Raw genomic sequence first — 16,028 nt, 5'->3', positions numbered from 1 at the left:
TCAGCTCTCGTCCTTTTCGTATAAGAAGGGCGAGGGCTTTCTACGCTTTTACGCCCTTGGAAAACAAAAAGTCTAAGGAGGAATCAAACGATGGAACAGAACGTATTTGACGTCCTGAAAGAAAGAGGATTTATTGAGCAGACAACGCACGAAGCAGAGATCAGAGAGCTTCTGGGCAAAGAAAAGGTAACATTTTACATTGGATTTGATGCAACCGCAGACAGCCTGACCGCAGGACATTTCCTGACGATCATGGCAATGATGCACATGCAGAGAGCAGGTCACAGACCGATCGCCCTGCTTGGCGGCGGAACCACAATGATCGGTGACCCGTCCGGCAAATCCGATATGCGAAATATGATGACAAAAGAAAAGATCGATTACAATGCAAAGCGTTTCCATGAACAGCTTTCCAGATTCATCGATTTTGACAATGACAAGGCGATCATCGCAAACAATGCAGACTGGCTGCTGGATCTGAATTATGTAGAATTCCTGCGTGAAATCGGGGTACATTTCTCAGTCAACAAAATGCTGACTGCAGAGTGCTACAAACAGAGAATGGAAAGAGGACTGACGTTCTTCGAGTTCAACTACATGCTGATGCAGTCCTACGATTTCCTGAAACTGAACCAGCTGTACGGCTGCCAGATGGAGCTTGGCGGAAACGACCAGTGGTCCAACATTCTGGGCGGTGTTGACCTGATCCGAAGAAAAGAACAGAAACCGGCTTACGGCCTGACCTTCAAGCTGCTGACCACCAGCGAGGGCATCAAGATGGGCAAGACCATGAAGGGTGCAGTATGGCTGGACCCGGAGAAGACTTCCCCGTACGAATTCTACCAGTACTGGAGAAACATCGAAGATGTCAAAGTAGAAGAATGCTTAGGCCTTCTGACATTCCTTCCGATGGAAGAAGTAAGAAGACTGGGTGCACTGGAAGGTGCAGAGATCAACAAGGCAAAAGAAGTACTGGCATACGAGATCACAAAGATCGTACATGGCGAAGAAGAAGCAGAGAAAGCACAGACTGCTGCAAGAGCACTGTTTGTACAGGGCGGAAAGACCGCAGATATCCCGACCACTTCTTACCCGGCAGCAGAGCTGGAAGAAGGCAAAGATATCCTGACACTTCTGGTGGATACCAAACTTGCAAAGAACCGTTCGGAAGCAAGAAGACTGGTAACACAGGGCGGTGTTTCTGTCAATGATGTAAAAGTAACGGATTTTGCAAAAGTATTTACCAGTGCAGATTTTGATGAAGACGGCGTTCTCCTGATCAAAAAAGGCAAGAAAGGCTATCATCAGATAAAAGCTGACTAAAGCACGTGCAAAAAGCACAGGAGGTGGCAATATGGCAATACTGACAACCTTTATCACAAGCATTGTAGAAATGCTGATCCTTGCAGGTGTATCCTATGGCGGAATCCGCCTCGGAAAAGTGCTGCGTGACCGCAAGGACGCAAAAATGCAGGCAGAAATACAGCCTGAAAAACAGATTTAGATCACACAGGAGGATTTGTTGTGAAAGCATATGGAGTAAACGAACTTAGAAAAATGTTCCTTGAATTTTTCGAGAGCAAGGGACATCTGGCAATGAAGAGCTTTTCACTGGTTCCGCACAATGATAACAGTCTTCTGATTATCAATTCTGGTATGGCACCTCTGAAACCATACTTTACGGGAGCAGAAAAGCCGCCAAGAACACGTGTTACAACCTGCCAGAAATGTATCCGTACAGGCGATATCGAGAATGTAGGTAAGACAGCAAGACATGGTACCTTCTTTGAAATGTTGGGTAACTTCTCTTTCGGCGATTATTTCAAACACGAAGCGATCGCCTGGTCCTGGGAGTTTTTGACCCAGGTAGTCGGACTGGATCCGGAAAGACTGTATCCGTCTATTTACGAGAACGATGAGGAAGCGTTCGAGATCTGGAACAAAGAGATCGGCATTGCACCGGAGCGTATCTTCCGTTTTGGAAAAGAAGACAACTTCTGGGAGCATGGTGCAGGTCCTTGCGGTCCGTGTTCTGAGATTTACTATGACCGCGGTGAGAAATACGGCTGCGGCAAACCGGGATGCACCGTCGGATGTGAGTGCGACCGTTACATGGAAGTATGGAATAACGTGTTCACCCAGTTTGAGAACGACGGAAAAGGCAATTATAGCGAGCTGAAGCAGAAGAACATCGATACTGGTATGGGGCTGGAACGTCTGGCCGTTGTTGTTCAGGATGTTGATTCTATTTTTGATGTAGATACTCTGCAGGCACTTCGCAACAAAGTGTGTGAATTTGCAAATGTAAAATATCAGCAGGATGATGCGAAAGACGTATCCATCCGTCTGATCACGGACCATATCCGTTCTGCTACCTTTATGATCTCCGATGGTATCATGCCGTCAAACGAAGGACGCGGCTATGTACTGCGCCGTCTGATCCGCCGTGCGGCACGCCACGGAAAGATGCTTGGCATCGAAGGCAATTTCTTAAGCAGACTGAGTGAGACTGTCATCGAAGGTTCCAAAGACGGATATCCGGAACTGGAAGAAAAGAAAGAGTTCATTTTTAATGTGCTGACCAAAGAAGAAGAAAAATTCGGCAAGACCATTGATCAGGGGCTGGACATCTTAAACGCTATGGAAGAAGAAATGAAAGGAAAAGGCGAGAAAGTACTTTCCGGAGCAAATGCATTTATGCTGTATGATACGTATGGATTCCCGCTGGATCTGACAAAAGAAATCCTGGAAGAGAAAGGATACAGCATCGATGAGGACGGCTTCAAAGCTGCAATGGAAGAGCAGAGAGTCAAAGCCAGAACTTCACGAAAAGTATCCAACTACATGGGAAAAGATGCAACCGTTTACGATGAGATCGATCCATCCATCACATCCGAATTTGTGGGATATGATAAGCTTTCTTATGAATCTGACATCACCGTACTTACAACGGAGACAGAAGTTGTAGATGCCGTTTCTGACGGAGACAAGGCAACAATCTTCGTAGAACAGACACCGTTCTATGCAACCATGGGCGGACAGGAAGGCGATACCGGTGTGATCCGCACCGCAGATGCTGAGTTCAAAGTAAAAGAAACGATCAAACTGCTGGGCGGCAAGATCGGACATGTCGGATATGTGACAAAGGGCATGTTCAAAGTCGGCGACAAAGTGACACTGGAAGTTGCACCGGAAGAAAGAGCAGATACCTGCAAGAACCACAGTGCAACGCATCTGCTGCAGAAAGCACTCAAAACAGTACTCGGAAACCATGTAGAACAGAAAGGTTCCCTGGTAACTCCGGACAGACTGCGTTTTGACTTCACACATTTCGAAGCCATGACAGCAGAAGAGATCGCAAAGACAGAAGCACTGGTAAATAAAGAAATCCAGGCAAACCTTCCGGTTGTGACAAAAATCATGAACATCGACGAAGCCAAGAAAACAGGAGCAATGGCACTGTTTGGGGAAAAATATTCCGAAAACGTACGTGTTGTATCCATGGGAGACTTCTCCATCGAGCTCTGCGGCGGTACCCATGTGGCAAATACCGGCGAGATCCAGGCATTCAAGATCGTATCCGAGGCAGGTGTTGCATCCGGTGTAAGACGTATCGAAGCACTGACCGGTCAGGGTGTATTTGCATATTATAGAAATGTAGAAGAACAGCTGGCAAAAGCAGCAGCCCTTCTGAAAGCCGGAACGCATGAAGTATGCGACAAGATCGAGCATCTGCAGGCAGAAGTAAAATCCCTGCACAGTGAGAACGAAGCTCTGAAGAGCAAGATGGCACAGGGAGCACTTGGAAATGTCATGGACAAGGTTACCGAGGTCAAAGGTGTGAAATTGCTGGCAGCTGCACTGGAAGGCGTTGACATGAACGGACTGCGTGACCTTGGAGACCAGCTCAAAGAAAAACTGGGCGAAGGTGTCGTAGTACTGGCATCTGCAAATGACGGAAAAGTATGCCTGATGGCAACTGCAACCGACGGAGCAATGAAACAGGGTGCCCATGCCGGAAATCTGGTCAAAGGCATCGCACAGATCGTCGGCGGTGGCGGCGGCGGAAGACCGAATATGGCACAGGCCGGCGGCAAAAATCCGGATAAGATCCCGGAAGCAATCGCAGCCGTAGCAGGAATTCTGGAAGATCAGATCAAATAAGCAAAATTTTCATCGAGAAAAAAGAAGAAAAATCTTGACGTTTCGAGAAAATATGCTATAATGTCAGAAGTGCAATAAAATACCCAGACAGTTGTATTATGCACAATCTACAACTGGAGGGAGGTTAGGTGTGAATTTATGTCAAATGTAATCGTAAAAGAAAACGAGACTTTGGACAGTGCTTTACGCCGTTTCAAAAGAAACTGCGCAAAGGCTGGTATTCAGCAGGAGATTCGTAAAAGAGAACATTACGAAAAACCAAGCGTAAGAAGAAAAAAGAAATCCGAAGCAGCGCGTAAGCGTAAATACAACTAATATGTGCAAATGAAGCCTCTGGCAGTGATGCCGGAGGTTTTCTTTATGTCCTGAAAATGAGAGGAATGTATGATGTGCAAAAGTGTGCTGCCGTCCCCAAAAACAGATGCGAAAAATGTATCGGACCTGTCATGCATGAGCAAATGCCTGCTTATACTGTTTATATAGGAAAAACAGGAGCGTTTTATATGAAAAAGTGGAAAACAAGGGGAATCAGCCTGCTGCTTGCACTGGTGCTCATCACAGGCGGAACGACAGCTGCATTTCCAGGACAGAGTTTTGCAGAAAACGTGGAAATCGAATCACCGGCAGCCTGCCTGATGGAGCTGACGACCGGGAAAATCCTGTATGAAAAAGAGGCGGATACAAGGCGAAGCCCGGCGAGTGTCACCAAGATCATGACCACACTGCTGATCATGGAAGCAATAAAGAGCGGGAAGATCACACTTCAGGATGAAGTGGTGACAAGTGCTCATGCCAAATCCATGGGCGGCTCGCAGGTATTTCTGGAAGAAGGGGAAAAACAGACGGTTGACACTTTGCTCAAATGTATTCTAGTGGCATCCGGGAACGATGCTTCCGTTGCCATGGCAGAATACATAGGCGGAAGCGAAGAAGCTTTTGTTCAGAAAATGAATGAGCGGGCGGCAGCACTTGGCATGGAGAACACACATTTTGTGGACTGCTGTGGCCTGACGGATTCGGACGATCACTATACAACGCCGCGTGACATTGCAATCATGTCAAGAGAGCTTCTGCTGAACTTTCCACAGATCGAACAATACACAACAATCTGGATGGAGGATATCACACATGTGACGGCAAGAGGCAGCAGTGCCTTTGGGCTTACCAACACCAACAAGCTTCTCAGAAGCTATGACGGCTGTATCGGACTGAAAACAGGCAGTACCGGCAAGGCAAAATTCTGCGTATCGGCAGCGGCAAAACGCGGCGATATCACACTGATCAGCGTGATCATGGCAGGACCGGATTCGAAGATCCGGTTTGCCAATGCGGCGACGCTGCTCAACTACGGATTTGGAATCTGCCGGATCTACAAAGATGAAGAGCCGCCGGAAGCCGGAGAAATCAAAGTGACCGGCGGAAAAAAGAGAAATATTTTGTGCACATACCGGGAACCCTTTTCTTATCTGGATACCGAAGGCGTGGACTTTTCGCAGATTGAACGAAAGCAGATCAAAGAAGAAACACTTGCAGCTCCGGTGAAACAGGGGGAAAAAGCCGGAGAACTGCAGTATTTTCTGAACGGAAAACAGATCGGAAGTGTGGATATCCTGACGACAGAAGAAGTGCAGAGGGCAGGTTTTGTGGATTATTTCCAGGAAGGTGTGGATGCGTTTTTACTTTAGGATCGAAATGATGTTAAGCACCAAAAGATGCCATACGAATTGTTCCGTACTTCGTACTCCCACAATTCTACCCGCTATTCGCATATCGTGAAGCTTACGCTCCACTTTTATGCTCATATCGGGGCGGGTCATTAAGCCATAAAACCACTTTTGTGCAAGCACATCGTGGTTTCAGGCTTTTGACCCTGGCATCAAATATATTTTGACCATAACGACATCCTATGTTATAGTTGTAGTTATGAGAAAGATATTTTATGAGATAGGGACAACAAAAAAACAGAAAGAAGATACCACAAAGCGAGAAATGGTCCTGTTTTGTTTGAGTGACCTGCACGGGACCTGTTACGAATCAGGAAACCGGCTGATCATCGAGTGTGCCTGGGATCAGAAACCGGATCTGATACTGGCTTCGGGCGATATGTTAAGCGGAGACAGGGAGGAGGGTGATGCCATAGCCGTGGCTCTGCTCTCCCGTCTTTCGGATCTTGCACCGGTCTGTTTTGTAAACGGAAACCATGAGATGTGTGTGGAGAGACATCAGCCGGAGCGATATCAGAAATTTATGGATGATCTGAAAAACGGCGGCGTGCAGGTTCTGCACAACGAGACGGCATGGTTCTGGATCGACGGTGAGAAAGTTGCCGTGACCGGGTATGAGCTGCCGTGGGAATATTACCGGCGGTTCAGCCGCAGACATCCGTCCGTTGTCGGCATGGAGCGAAGCATCGGAAAACGAAAACAGGATGCATACCAGATCCTTCTGACACACAATCCGGTCTTTTTTGAAGAATATGCTGCCTGGGGTGCGGACTTTACTTTTGCCGGACATCTGCACGGCGGTTTTATCCGTTTGCCGTATTTTGGCGGAGTCATCAGCCCGCAGTTCCAGCTGTTCCCGAAGTATGACCACGGTCTGTATCAGATGGATACAAGCAGCATGGTCGTCGGTGCCGGCATGGGTAATCATTCCGGCCTGTTTCGGATCAACAATCCGACCGAGATCGTTACCGTGCGGATCAAGAGGTGAAATTATGGGGATTGCAGTAAAATTACAGGCTTTTGAAGGACCACTCGACCTGCTTCTGCACCTGATCGAAAAGAATAAAGTCAGCATTTATGATATACCGATCGCTGAGATCACCGACCAGTACATGGCGTATCTCCATGAAATGAAAAAGCAGGATCTTGGCGTGATGAGTGAGTTCCTTCTGATGGCGGCAACGCTTCTGGATATCAAATCACGGATGCTGCTCCCGAAAGAAGTGAACGAAGAGGGCGAAGAGGAAGATCCGCGTCAGGAACTGGTGCAACAGCTGCTCGAATATAAGATGTATAAATATATTTCTTATGAACTTAAGGAACGCAGGCAGGATGCCGCTCAGGTTCTCTACCATAAGCAGGATCTGCCGGAAGAAGTAAAGGCATATAAGCAGCCGGTATCCACAGAAGAGCTGCTTGCGGGCGTGACACTTTCCAGGATGCACCGGATTTTTGTGGATATCATACGGCGGCAGAACAACCGCATCGATCCGATCCGCAGTACGTTCGGCACACTGCAGAAAGAAGAAGTAGACATGGATCAGATGCGGGAAAAAGTGGCAGAATATATTGAGCAGCACGAAGTCTGCAATTTTCGGGAACTGCTTCTTGGACAGGCAACGAAAATGCAGGTTATCATAGCATTTCTCATCATTCTGGAGATGATGAAGGAAGGCGTTATTACGATCGTTCAGGAGGAAAGTTTCGGTGAGATCCACATCGCAAAAAACAAGACAGATGAAAGCGGCAGTTGAGGCGATCCTGTTTGCCATGGGCGGATCGGTGGAAGTCGAAAAGATTGCAGCGGCACTTGAGATGAAGGTTGAAAGTACAGAAGAACTGCTCGCAGATATGATGGAGCAATATAAAAAAGAAGACAGAGGGATTCAGATCGTGGAGCTGGAACATGCCTATCAGCTCTGCACCAAAAAAGAGATGTATGAATATCTGATCCGGGTGGCAAAACAGCCCAAAAAGGCAACACTGTCTGATGTGGCACTGGAAACGTTGTCGATCATCGCCTACAAGCAGCCGGTCACAAAAGCGGAGATCGAGAAGATCCGCGGGGTAAAAAGTGACCATGCGATCAATAAACTGATTGAGTATGATCTGGTCAGAGAGCTTGGCAGGATCGATGCACCGGGCAAACCGATCGTTTTTGGGACAACGGAAGAATTTTTACGCAGTTTCGGAGTGCAGTCGCTGGATGAGCTTCCGGTGATCAGCACGGTCAAAATGGAAGACTTTAAAGCAGAGGCAGAAGAAGAAGTACAGCTGAAACTGGACATATAGGGATATTGAGGCAGAAAGATACCGGCCTTTGTATCCGGGAAAGGATTGGAGATGTTTTATGCCAACCACATATACACATGATGTTTTTGGAAAAATGGTTTATCAGAAGCTTCCGGAAAATTTAAAAGAAATCGTGGAAGAGCATATGAATGCTTACCGGATCGGCCAGCATGGACCGGATATTCTTTTTTATTATCATCTGTTCCATGAAAATCCGGTCAATCAGAAGGGAATGGCGATGCATGAACAGATCGCAGCCTCGTTTTTTCGAAAATGCAAAGAATACTGTCAGGAAACCGGGGATGAAGAGGCACTGGCATATGTATTTGGATTTATCTGCCATTATATGCTGGACAGTACGTGTCATCCCTATATTGCAAAATACATGGAGAAGACCGGGGCAAGGCATGATGAGATCGAAACAGAGTTGGATCGTTATCTGATGGAAAGATCGGGGAAGAATCCGTTTCGTTTTAAGCCGGCAGCCCAGCTGAAAGCATCAAAAGAGAGCGTGCGTGCGGTCTCGGCCATTTTGGAACTGCCAGAAAAGACAGTGCGAAAAAGCATAAATTCTCTGAAATTTTATACGGGAATTACGGTGTGCCACAGATTTCCAAAGAGGATGCTTTTGCTGTGGGGGATGCGGCTGATCGGAGCCTATGACAGCATTCAGGGTCATATCATGCGAAAAAGACCGCTCAGACGCTGTGAACAGAGCACAGAGGAGCTGATGGCACTGCTTCGCCTGGCGATTCCGGAGACGGTGACCGTTCTGGAAGATTTTTATGATACGCTCGAAGATATACAGAATCTGAACGGTCGTTTTGAGCGGAATTATGAGTAGAGCGTATCCGATGTGCATAAAAAAAGAAAAAGAACACACACTGTAACATACCGGATGCCGTGTGCATGCGGAAAAAACAGATGGGAAGTGTGTGCAGTGAAAAAAAGAATTACGGTGATCCGAAGCTTTATAATCTTTATGCTGTTGCTGCTTGCAGCACCGGTATCTGCAAAAGCAGAAGATATGCAGCTGTACGCCCAGTCAGCCGTCCTGATGGATGGAGATTCCGGGCGTATTTTGTTTGGAAAAAATGAGCAGGAAGTACGTGCCATGGCGAGCACGACAAAGATCATGACCTGCATTCTGGTACTGGAAAATACAGATCCATCCGATACGGCAGCAGCCTCCGAAAACGCAGCCATGCAGCCAAAAGTACACCTTGGTGTACAAAAGGGAGAAACTTTTTACGTAAAGGATCTGCTTTATTCTCTGATGCTGGAGAGCCACAACGATGCGGCTGTGATCCTGGCAGAAAAGACGGCAGGCAGTGTGGAAGCTTTTGCGGAAAAAATGAATCAGAAAGCAGAAGAGATCGGATGCAGCGACACGCATTTTGTGACACCGAACGGACTCGATGACGAAGATGCGGGCGGAGAACACGCAACGACGGCTGTGGATCTTGCAAGAATCCTGCGTTACTGCATCATGCAGTCACCGAAAAGGGATGAATTTCTTGAAATCACCCGCACAAAAACGTATGAATTTTCAGATGTAGAGCAGAAGAAACATTACAGCTGTTACAATCACAATGCATTCCTCGATATGATGGAAGGGGCACTGACCGGAAAGACTGGATTTACCGGAAAGGCAGGTTACTGTTATGTCGGGGCACTGGAAAGCGAAGGCAGAACCTTTGTGGTGGCACTGCTTGGCTGCGGCTGGCCGAACAACCGGAGCTATAAGTGGACAGATACGAAAAAGCTGATGGATTATGCAAAAGAACATTTTTACATCCGGGAATTTGAAATGAACGCACAGACACCGCAGGTGCTGGTGGAAGACGGGATTCCGGCAAGTGGAAAGATCAAAGATCCATGTCTTGTAAAAACGGCGGTGCAGTCCCGGGGCGGGCAGACAAAAGAGCATAAGATCCGCCTTCTTGTATCGGATGAAGATGAGGTGAAGCTGGTCTGCCATATGAAAACGAAAACAGCGGCTCCCCTTGAAGCAGATACGGTGATGGGAAACGTAACGCTGTTTTTAAATAATGAAAAAATCAAAGAAAACGAGATCGTGACTGCGGATGGGGCAGAACGCATCAGTCTGTCGTGGTGTGCCGGGCAGATCATAAAAAAGTTTTTCATATCCTGATGATGACGGAAAAGAAAAGGTTAGAATATCATTCGGTCATTCTTACATGCAAAGTAAGAGGTTTGAGGCTATGTTCAAAATTCAACGAAAGAGTTTAAAATTCAACGAAAAATGAAATAAAATGAATGTGCATGACGGAACATGAATGAAATTCGGATTATTTCTGGTGTTGTGCTACAAAAAAAGTGAGAAAAACGAGAAAATACTTGCTAAATCTTCCAAAAACCATTACAATTACAATCGGCAGAAAATTTTTTTTCTTTTAATAAATTATTAATGGAGGGCTGAACAATGAGTAATACAGCACAAAACTTGGCAAGTACAAGAATCGCTTCTTTACTTGATGAGAACAGCTTTGTTGAAATCGGAGGTTGTGTGACTGCCAGAAACACAGATTTCAACCTGAAGCAGACAGCAACACCGTCAGACGGTGTAATCACAGGTTATGGTGTGATCGACGGCAATCTGGTCTATGTTTACAGCCAGGATGCATCTGTACTGGGCGGCACCATCGGTGAAATGCATGCAAAGAAAATCGCACGTCTGTACGATATGGCATTAAAGATGGGTGCACCGGTGATCGGACTGATCGACTGTGCAGGTATCCGTCTGCAGGAAGCAACCGATGCACTGAATGCACTGGGTGAGATTTATGCAAAACAGGTACTGGCATCCGGTGTGATCCCACAGATCACAGCTGTATTTGGTACCTGCGGCGGCGGTATGGCACTTATGCCGGCTCTGACAGATTTTACATTCATGGAGAGCAAAAACGCAAAATTATTTGTAAATTCTCCGAACGCACTGGAAGGAAACGAAGTTTCCAAATGCAATACCGCATCCGCAAAATTCCAGAGTGAGGACGCAGGACTGGTTGACTTTACTGGCAGCGAAGACGAAGTTCTCTCAGGTATCCGCAAACTGGTAACGCTGCTTCCGGCAAACAACGAAGAAGATGCAGTGGATGACTGCAGCGATGATCTGAACCGTGTATGTGCAGATCTTGCAAATGCAGCAGGCGATACGGCGATCCTTCTTTCCAACATCGCAGATGACCAGGATTTTGTTGAGACAAAAGCGGACTATGCAAAAGAGATGGTAACCGGTTTCCTGAAACTGAACGGAACAACCGTCGGAGCTGTAGCAAACCGTACGGAAGTTTACGGTGCAGACGGTGAAAAAGCAGAAGAGTTTGAAGCAGTCCTGACTGCAAGAGGAGCAAGAAAAGCAGCCAGATTCGTAAAATTCTGTGACGCATTCAATATCCCGGTACTGACTCTGACCAATGTAACCGGTTTCAAGGCAGACAAACATTCTGAGAGATGCATCGCAACCGCAGTTGCAGAGATGACACATGCATTTGCAGATGCTACCGTTCCGAAGGTAAATGTGATCATCGGAAAAGCTTACGGAAGTGCCTATGTTGCCATGAACAGCAAGGCAGTCGGAGCAGATATGACTTATGCATGGGAAGATGCGAGCATTGGCATGATGGATGCAAAACTGGCAGCCAAGATCATGTATGCGGATGCTGAAGCAGCTACGATCAACGAAAAGGCAGCAGAATATGCAAGCCTGCAGGAGAGCGTACAGTCCGCAGCAGCAAGAGGATATGTTGATACCATCATTTCCGCAGAAGACACCAGAAAGTATGTAATCGGTGCATTTGAAATGTTATTCACAAAGAGAGAAGACCGCCCGGCGAAAAAACATGGCACGGTATAAGTGAGGTGAATAATATGAATCGAAAATTAAAAAGTTTATTGGCGATGGTCTGTGTACTGGCTCTGACACTTGCCATGTCCGTATGTGCATTTGCAGCAGATACCGTGACAGAGGATGAGGCTGCCAACTACAAGTCCGCAGCAGAGACACTGATCTCACAGATCGCAGGATTTTCTGATGAAGAAATCGAAAACTATCTTGCACAGGATGATGCATTTACCACGGCGACCATGGAGTCCTGGAAAAGTGTAAAAGATGAGCTTGGTGCTTATTCTTCCATCGTTTCCCAGGATGTGGAAAAAGACGGAGACGTTGTTACGATCTCAACCGTTGCTCAGTTTGAAAAAGCAAAAGCAGATGTTGTCCTGATGCTGGATTTAGGTCAGCAGATGTACACCAGCATGACCTACAGCGTACAGTATTCTCTGGCAGCAAATATGCAGCGTGCCGGAATGAACACACTGATGGGAATCGGCATCGTATTTCTGATGCTGCTATTCTTAAGCTTTGTGATCGGACTGTTCAAGTACATAGAGAAATTCCAGAATGTCGGCAAGAAGAAAGCCGCAGAGGAAGCACCGAAAGCAGAAGAGGCACCTGCACCGGCAATCGCCCAGAGCGAAGCGGCAGATGAAGATTTTGCAGATGACCTGGAACTGGTAGCGGTTATTTCCGCAGCGATCGCAGCTTACGAAAATACTTCAGGAGACAGTTTTGTTGTCCGTTCAATCAAGAAATCAAATAAATGGCACAGAGCCTGACAGGAGGATTTGAAATGAAAACATATACAATCACAGTAAATGGTACAGCTTATGATGTAACAGTAGAAGAAGGAACAGGAAGTGCAGCACCTACAGCACCAAAGGCAGCTCCGAAGGCAGCACCAAAAGCAGCTCCAAAAGCAGCTCCGAAGGCAGCAGCAGGTGCAGGTTCCGTTAAAGTAGAAGCTTCCGTACCGGGCAAAGTCCTGAAAATCGAAGCTTCTGTAGGACAGAGCGTAAAAGCAGGTGACAACATCATCATTCTGGAAGCTATGAAGATGGAGATCCCTGTAGTAGCACCTCAGGACGGAACCGTTGCAAGCATTGATGTTGCAGTTGGTGCAGCAGTTGAAAATGGTGATGTTCTGGCAACCATGAACTAAGATATTGGAGGTTGAATTATGTCATACGTAATCGATACGTTGTCCAACCTGCTCCATCAAACGGCGTTTTTTAACCTGACCTGGGGAAACTACCTGATGATCGCAGTTGCCTGTGTATTCCTTTTCCTGGCAATCGCAAAAGGTTTTGAACCGCTGCTTCTGGTTCCGATCGCATTCGGTATGCTTCTGGTTAATATTTACCCGGATATCATGGCATCACCGGAAGAGACATCAAACGGTGTAGGTGGACTTTTACATTATTTCTATTTACTGGATGAGTGGAGTATTCTGCCGTCCCTGATCTTTATGGGTGTCGGTGCGATGACGGACTTTGGTCCGCTGATTGCAAATCCGATCAGTTTCCTGCTTGGTGCAGCAGCACAGCTTGGTATCTATGCAGCTTACTTCCTGGCAATCCTGATGGGATTCAACGGAAAAGCAGCAGCAGCGATCTCCATCATCGGTGGTGCTGACGGCCCGACTTCGATCTTCCTTGCAGGAAAGCTGGGACAGTCCGCACTGATGGGACCGATCGCAGTGGCAGCATATTCTTATATGTCACTGGTGCCGATCATTCAGCCGCCTATCATGAAACTTCTGACCACAGAAAAAGAACGTAAGATCAAAATGCAGCAGCTCCGTCCGGTTTCTAAACTGGAGAAGATCCTGTTCCCGATCATCATCACGATCGTTGTGTGTATGATCCTGCCGACAACAGCTCCGCTGGTTGGTATGCTGATGCTCGGTAACCTGTTCCGCGAGAGCGGTGTTGTAAAACAGCTGACAGAAACTGCTTCAAACGCAATGATGTACATCGTAGTTATCCTGCTTGGTACTTCTGTAGGTGCATCTACAAGTGCAGAAGCATTCCTGAACCTGGATACTCTGAAAATCGTAGCACTTGGTCTGATCGCATTTGCATTCGGTACCGCGGGCGGTGTTCTGTTTGGTAAACTGATGTGCAAGCTCTCAGGCGGCAAGATCAACCCGCTGATCGGTTCCGCAGGTGTGTCTGCCGTACCAATGGCAGCCCGTGTATCTCAGAAAGTCGGTGCAGAGGCAGATCCGACCAACTTCCTGCTGATGCATGCAATGGGACCTAACGTAGCAGGTGTTATCGGTACAGCCGTTGCGGCCGGTACATTCATGGCTATTTTCGGTGTATAAAACGTTATTAACTTAGGAGGATATAGATCATGGCAGATATTGCAAAAAAGCAGAATAATGCAAAAAAACCAGTTGGTATTACAGAAACAATTCTGCGTGACGCACATCAGTCTCTGATTGCAACCCGTATGACAACAGAGCAGATGCTTCCGATCGTAGAAAAAATGGATCAGGTTGGATATCATTCCGTAGAATGCTGGGGAGGTGCAACGTTTGATGCTTCCTTACGTTTCCTGAAAGAAGATCCATGGGAAAGACTTCGTAAATTCCGTGCCGGATTCAAAAACACAAAACTGCAGATGCTGTTCCGTGGACAGAACATCCTGGGATACCGTCCATATGCAGATGATGTGGTAGAATATTTCGTACAGAAATCCATCGCAAACGGTATCGATATCATCCGTATCTTTGACTGTATGAATGACCTGCGTAACCTGCAGACCGCAGTCAAAGCAGCAAACAAAGAAAAAGGACATGCACAGGTAGCACTGTCTTACACCCTGGGTGATGCTTACACCCTGGATTACTGGACAAAGATGGCAAAAGACGTTGAGAACATGGGTGCAGACTCCATCTGTATCAAAGACATGGCAGGTCTTCTGCTTCCGTACAAAGCAACCGAACTGGTAACCGCTCTGAAAAAAGCAGTTAAGATCCCGGTTCAGCTGCATACACACTACACCTCCGGTGTTGCTTCCATGACTTACCTGAAAGCCGTAGAAGCCGGTATCGATGTCATCGATACTGCAATGTCACCGTTCGCACTGGGAACTTCTCAGCCGGCAACCGAAGTTATGGTAGAGACCTTCAAAGGCACACCATACGATACCGGCCTGGATCAGAAGCTTCTGGCAGAGATTGCTGATTACTTCAGACCGATCCGTGACGATGCACTGGAGAGCGGACTGCTCAATCCGAAGAACATGGGCGTAAACATCAAGACACTGCTGTACCAGGTACCGGGCGGAATGCTTTCCAACCTGACCTCTCAGCTGAAAGAACAGCACGCAGAAGACAAGTTCTACGATGTTCTGGAAGAAGTACCGCGTGTAAGAAAAGACCTCGGTGAGTGCCCTCTGGTTACACCGTCCTCACAGATCGTTGGTACACAGGCTGTATTTAACGTGATCATGGGTGAACGTTACAAGATGGTAACCAAAGAGACAAAAGATGTCCTCGCCGGTAAATACGGTGCAACCGCAAAACCGTTCAACAAAGAAGTTCAGAAGAAGTGCATCGGCGATGCGAAGATCATCACATGCCGTCCGGCAGACCTTCTGGAGCCGGAACTTGGCAAACTGGAGAAAGAAATGGCTCAGTGGAAACAGCAGGATGAAGATGTACTGACCTACGCACTGTTCCCACAGGTAGCTGTAGACTTCTTCAAATACAGAGAAGCACAGCAGACAAAGGTAGACCAGACTGTAGCAGATACTAAAAACGGAGCATATCCGGTATAAGCTGAGGATCTGATCAAAACAGTCTGTTTATGACAAAGATTTACAGGACTCTTCCGCAGGAAGCGCGAAAGCGTGGAATGTGGGAGAGTTTTTTAGCGTTCAAAAAAATACCAAAAGTCAGAAAAAAATACATATACTTTCAAATAAAAAGTTGTGGCGGAGGTTTTAGAATGTGCAAATGAACGCCATAGAAATGA

At 46.9% G+C, this 16,028-nt stretch carries 15 protein-coding genes and 1 other annotated feature (1 of these 16 running past the window's edge); all 15 genes read left to right on the top strand.

What is annotated here, in order from left to right; all coding sequences use genetic code 11:
* Positions 1-18 (top strand) — a binding site (T-box leader) (it extends 294 nt beyond the left edge of the window).
* 72 nt (positions 19-90) lie between these two features.
* The 15 genes from tyrS (at position 91) to ACLTL4_RS05830 (ending at position 15,831) form a co-directional block, all read left to right on the top strand.
* The gene (gene tyrS / locus ACLTL4_RS05900) at positions 91-1,323 is read left to right on the top strand and encodes a tyrosine--tRNA ligase (protein WP_147631114.1); all 1,233 of its coding nucleotides are present in this window, start codon (positions 91-93) and stop codon (positions 1,321-1,323) included.
* A 31-nt stretch (positions 1,324-1,354) separates the two neighbouring features.
* On the top strand, positions 1,355-1,504 hold the full coding sequence (locus ACLTL4_RS05895; protein ID WP_022118830.1) for a hypothetical protein: 150 nt from the start codon (positions 1,355-1,357) through the stop codon (positions 1,502-1,504).
* 20 nt (positions 1,505-1,524) lie between these two features.
* Positions 1,525-4,164, top strand: a complete 2,640-nt coding sequence (alaS, locus tag ACLTL4_RS05890; protein WP_412290462.1) for an alanine--tRNA ligase — start codon at positions 1,525-1,527, stop codon at positions 4,162-4,164.
* Positions 4,165-4,302: 138 nt separating this feature from the next.
* Entirely contained in the window at positions 4,303-4,479 is a 177-nt protein-coding gene (gene rpsU, locus ACLTL4_RS05885; protein WP_004054229.1) for a 30S ribosomal protein S21, read from the top strand.
* A gap of 188 nt (positions 4,480-4,667) precedes the next feature.
* A complete protein-coding gene (locus tag ACLTL4_RS05880; RefSeq protein WP_412320324.1) occupies positions 4,668-5,849 on the top strand; it encodes a D-alanyl-D-alanine carboxypeptidase family protein in 1,182 nt (393 codons plus the stop codon).
* A 238-nt stretch (positions 5,850-6,087) separates the two neighbouring features.
* Positions 6,088-6,876: a metallophosphoesterase gene (locus ACLTL4_RS05875; protein WP_215658848.1), complete on the top strand. Its 789-nt coding sequence runs from the start codon at positions 6,088-6,090 to the stop codon at positions 6,874-6,876.
* Between the two features lie 4 nt (positions 6,877-6,880).
* The gene (locus tag ACLTL4_RS05870) at positions 6,881-7,642 is read left to right on the top strand and encodes a segregation and condensation protein A (RefSeq protein ID WP_022118826.1); all 762 of its coding nucleotides are present in this window, start codon (positions 6,881-6,883) and stop codon (positions 7,640-7,642) included.
* The gene (scpB, locus tag ACLTL4_RS05865; RefSeq protein ID WP_147631313.1) at positions 7,626-8,180 is read left to right on the top strand and encodes an SMC-Scp complex subunit ScpB; all 555 of its coding nucleotides are present in this window, start codon (positions 7,626-7,628) and stop codon (positions 8,178-8,180) included. The genes ACLTL4_RS05870 and scpB overlap by 17 nt, the downstream gene beginning before the upstream one ends.
* Positions 8,181-8,238: 58 nt before the next feature.
* Positions 8,239-9,024: a zinc dependent phospholipase C family protein gene (locus ACLTL4_RS05860; protein WP_022118824.1), complete on the top strand. Its 786-nt coding sequence runs from the start codon at positions 8,239-8,241 to the stop codon at positions 9,022-9,024.
* 96 nt (positions 9,025-9,120) lie between these two features.
* Entirely contained in the window at positions 9,121-10,335 is a 1,215-nt protein-coding gene (locus tag ACLTL4_RS05855; RefSeq protein WP_346727706.1) for a D-alanyl-D-alanine carboxypeptidase family protein, read from the top strand.
* A 291-nt stretch (positions 10,336-10,626) separates the two neighbouring features.
* Complete coding sequence (locus ACLTL4_RS05850) at positions 10,627-12,060, top strand: acyl-CoA carboxylase subunit beta (RefSeq protein ID WP_412320323.1); 1,434 nt, start codon at positions 10,627-10,629, stop codon at positions 12,058-12,060.
* 14 nt (positions 12,061-12,074) lie between these two features.
* Positions 12,075-12,821, top strand: a complete 747-nt coding sequence (locus tag ACLTL4_RS05845) for an OadG family transporter subunit (protein ID WP_022118821.1) — start codon at positions 12,075-12,077, stop codon at positions 12,819-12,821.
* A 14-nt stretch (positions 12,822-12,835) separates the two neighbouring features.
* A complete protein-coding gene (locus tag ACLTL4_RS05840) occupies positions 12,836-13,204 on the top strand; it encodes a biotin/lipoyl-containing protein (RefSeq protein ID WP_022118820.1) in 369 nt (122 codons plus the stop codon).
* 18 nt (positions 13,205-13,222) lie between these two features.
* Positions 13,223-14,371 (top strand): sodium ion-translocating decarboxylase subunit beta, encoded by a 1,149-nt coding sequence (locus ACLTL4_RS05835; protein ID WP_022118819.1) that lies wholly within the window; start codon positions 13,223-13,225, stop codon positions 14,369-14,371.
* A gap of 29 nt (positions 14,372-14,400) precedes the next feature.
* The gene (locus tag ACLTL4_RS05830; RefSeq protein WP_147631125.1) at positions 14,401-15,831 is read left to right on the top strand and encodes an oxaloacetate decarboxylase subunit alpha; all 1,431 of its coding nucleotides are present in this window, start codon (positions 14,401-14,403) and stop codon (positions 15,829-15,831) included.
* The last annotated feature ends 197 nt before the right edge of the window (positions 15,832-16,028 follow it).

The organism is Hominisplanchenecus sp., assembly GCF_046967715.1.
GTDB lineage: Bacteria > Bacillota > Clostridia > Lachnospirales > Lachnospiraceae > Hominisplanchenecus > Hominisplanchenecus faecis.
Note: the sequence above shows the minus strand (reverse complement) of the source record. Positions and strands in the feature narration are given on the sequence as shown.